The 2,750-nt window shown below is 60.9% G+C and carries 2 protein-coding genes; both read left to right on the top strand.

Features of this window, described 5'->3' with window-relative positions; genetic code table 11:
* Positions 1 to 78 precede the first annotated feature (78 nt).
* Positions 79 to 459 carry a hypothetical protein gene (locus OXG98_04780; GenBank protein ID MCY3771318.1) on the top strand — a complete coding sequence of 127 codons (381 nt, stop codon included), beginning with the start codon at positions 79 to 81 and terminating at the stop codon, positions 457 to 459.
* 260 nt (positions 460 to 719) lie between these two features.
* The coding region (locus tag OXG98_04775; GenBank protein MCY3771317.1) for a TonB-dependent receptor at positions 720 to 2,750 on the top strand (2,031 nt) is incomplete at its 3' end.

Genomic DNA, 2,750 nt, shown 5'->3' with positions numbered 1-2,750 from the left:
ATGGTGGACGGGCGCATCCTGTATGAGGCGCTTTAGCAAACTCGACAGGGCGAGCCCCGCACAAGGAAGGAGCCCGCAGTGGGCGAGCCCCCCTCCATCGGGCGGCTTCAACGCGAGAGCGGCTCGCTAACGCTCGAAGGAATGCCTGAACTGAAAGCCGAATTCCCGTCTGCGGCGATTTTCGGGGACAGCTCGGTCATCATGGAAGCCGCGTCGGGCGGCGCCGGAATTCCCCTCTCGACATTGCCAGCTCAATATCGAGAATATCGAATTCGTGGGCCAATGCAAGCCAAGCAGGCTGCCGGCGGGCAGGTTCAGGCGCGCTATGGAGCATGTCGGTCGGGGTGTTTTCGGCAAAAGCAGCCCTCCCGGTATTTGTTCCTTTTTCGCAACGATCAGGCCGGTTCCCGCCATGGCGAGGCCTGGCTCACTTGTCGGCTCGTTCGGCGAGGTAAATAAAAAGGGCTTTTATTTCAATTGGTTGTAAACCGTTTCCGGCAAAGGGAACCCGAATTGGTTGCGTTTCATATTGAATATCGACCTGAATCCGGCGTCCGGTAAAGCATCGCTTCCAGGCTAAGTGCAAACGATTGCACAGCCGTTGTGGTCGTGTTTTAATGCGCGGGCATTGACTAAGGCAATTTTTTCATATATCTATTCTGCGGTGTTGCAACCAACCAAAGTTGTATATCTCCAACATCAGTTCAAGGGAGGCGGATGTGAAATTTAACAAGGTTATCTTGGGCACGATGGGGCTTGCGGCAGGGGCGCTTCTTTTCTCACAGGGGGAAGTGGCCAAAGCCCAGCAGTCCGCGTCCGCGCAGGCCATGCTGGAGGAGGTCGTGGTCACGGCCAGGCGCCGCGAGGAAAGCCTACAGGACCTGCCCTTGTCGGTGGCGGCGATCACCGCCGACGCCATGCAGGCCCAGGGCATCTACGACATCATGGACATCACCGATTACGTGCCCAACGTGAACTTCACCAATACCGGCCGGCGCGGCGTCACCGCCCTGTACATTCGGGGTATCGGCAACGACACGCCCCTCAGCCTGGCGCCCGTGGGCGCCGGCGTCTATATCGACGGCCACTATCTGCCCAACACGGTGGGCAACATGCTCAACACCGTGGACATCGAGCGGATCGAGGTGTTGCGGGGCCCCCAGGGCACGCTGTTCGGCAAGAACACCACGGGCGGCGCGATCAATATCGTCAGCGCCAAGCCCGCACCGGAGTTCGAAGGCAGCGCCCTGGCCCGCATCGGGGGCTTCGGTCAGGCTGATTTCCGCGGCATGGTGAACATCCCGCTGAGCGATATCGCGGCGGCGCGTTTCAGCGCTTCCAAGGAGTCTTCGGACGGCTTCTACTACAACCGGACCCTGGATTCGGATTGGGGCGCCACCGACCTGACTGCGTTCACCGCCGCCCTCCGGCTGACGCCGGACGATAACTGGACCGTCGATTTGGGATTCCGCGGCAACTACCAGGACGATCATAATGCGCCGGGCCAGTGCCGGGCGCGCCCGACGCAGGGGCAAGTCGATAATCTCGCCAAGGAGGTCACGGTTAATGGCGTGGTTGTTCGTCCCGCACAGATCTATAACGGCCCGGTCTACGAAAACGGCGTTGGCCAGTGGGGCGGCACCTACAGGTTCGGAAGACCTTCCAATGGCGACGTGGTGCTCGTGAACGGCGTCCCCGTGGAGGAAGGCCCTCCCAACCAGTACCGGGTCAACACCGGCGGACATGTCGAGCGGCTCTATCCGGGCGCCGTGCTCGATTATTGGGAGGCCTGCAACACCGACAACGCGATGGGCGATTTCGTGACTTCGGCCGAGAAAGCGTCCATGCTCGAGCTGGACAACACGAACTTCAACGCGACGGGCCAGTGGGATTCGGCCGGCGAAATCGGGGGACTGGACAATCTCAATATCAAGGTCATCGCGTCGACCCACGAAACCGACTATAACTACTATCAGGACAGGGATTATTCCGTCATTCAGATCGACGCCATCGGGACGCCACCGTTTCCGGGTCCCGGGACCGTTCGCGAGACGGCCGGTTTCGAATTCCTGGTCACCGCCGCAGCCAACGAGCGCGTGGACTTCGTGGTGGGCGCCCACTTGTTCGATGACGAGACATTCGCAGGTCAGGGCGACTGCCTGCGGAAGACCCTGGCAAATTTTGCCGCGCTGAGCGATCCGGGCTCGGGAGCTGCCATCACATGCATGCCCGATGGCGGGACACAGTTCGACTGGTTGTCCAGTCCGAGAACCTTCTCGGGCCCCGGCCCCTTTCCCGCCGGGATGAGCGGCTACATCGGCACCGAGTCCACGGCCTTTTTCGGTCATGTCACCATCGACCTGACCGATGCCTGGACGCTGGACCTTGGGGCCCGATACACGGACGAGACCCGGGTGTTCAACCTGGTAGAGCTCGAGACAGTGCCGGGAACCTGCAGGTTCGGCGGACCTGGCGACCCGCCCCGTTCAGGCTTCTGCACGCCGGACTATATCCTGACTTACGATTCCATTTTTGACGCCGGGTTCTACAACGATACTTCGGCGGACTTCAGCGCGACGACCCCGGCGATCAGCCTGACGCGAAACTTCGATGAGGGCATGGTCTACGGGACGATCGCCCAGGGGTTCCTGTCAGGCTCGTTCAACGACGAACTCAATGTGACCAGGGCGCCCGAGTTGGCCCCCCTGCTGACCTATCAGCCGGAGAGCGTCACCAACTATGAAGTCGGG

The sequence above is a fragment of the Gemmatimonadota bacterium genome (assembly GCA_026706345.1).
GTDB lineage: Bacteria > JAAXHH01 > JAAXHH01 > JAAXHH01 > JAAXHH01 > JAAXHH01.
This window is presented reverse-complemented; position numbering and strand designations above follow the sequence as displayed.